We start from the raw sequence: 828 nt of genomic DNA, 5'->3' as shown, positions 1-828 counted from the left end.
GTTGATCGAAAAGAGCATGGCCAGCCCCAGCGTGCTGGCCATGCTGCTGACCACCAAGTATGTCGATGGTCTGCCGCTACACCGTTTTGAAAGCGTACTGTCCCGGCATGGCATCGAAATCCCCCGGCAAACCTTGGCCCGCTGGGTGATCCAGTGCAGCGAACACTTCCAGCCGCTGCTGAACCTGATGCGTGAGCGGTTGTTGGAAAGTCCGGTGATTCACTGCGATGAAACGCGGGTGCAGGTGCTCAAGGAACCGGATCGCGACCCGACCAGCCAGTCCTGGATGTGGGTGCAGGCCAGCGGGCCACCTGATCGACAAGTCGTGTTGTTCGACTACACCACCAGCCGTGCGCAGGAGGTACCGTTGCGCCTGCTGGAGGGCTATCGCGGTTATGTCATGACCGATGATTACGCCGGTTACAACGCGTTGGCATTACAGCCCGGTGTCGAACGGTTGGCGTGCATGGTTCATGCACGACGCAAGTTTGTCGAGGCGCAAAAGGTGCAGCCCAAAGGCAAGACGGGCCGCGCCGATGTGGCGCTGGCGATGATCAACAAGCTGTACGGCATCGAGCGCGACCTCAAGGAGGTCAGCGACGAACAGCGGTTCATCGGTCGCCAAGAAAGAAGCCTACCGATCCTCGGCCAATTGAAAAGCTGGCTGGACAAGACGTACTCCCAGGTCACACCGCAAAGTGTGCTGGGCAAGGCCGTGCACTATCTGGCGAACAACTGGAGTCGGTTGGAACGCTATGTCGAGGCCGGCCATTTGCCGATCGACAACAACCTTGCGGAGCGTGCGATCAAGCCATTTGTCATCGGGCT

The 828-nt window shown here is 59.3% G+C and carries 1 protein-coding gene; it reads left to right on the top strand.

From position 1 onward, the window contains the following. On the top strand, window positions 1-828 hold an 828-nt coding region (gene tnpC, locus ACEWE8_RS26070; protein WP_395589448.1), incomplete at both ends, for an IS66 family transposase.

Source organism: Pseudomonas sp. TR47 (assembly GCF_044143025.1).
GTDB classification, from domain to species: Bacteria; Pseudomonadota; Gammaproteobacteria; order Pseudomonadales; family Pseudomonadaceae; genus Aquipseudomonas; species Aquipseudomonas putida_E.
This window is presented reverse-complemented; position numbering and strand designations above follow the sequence as displayed.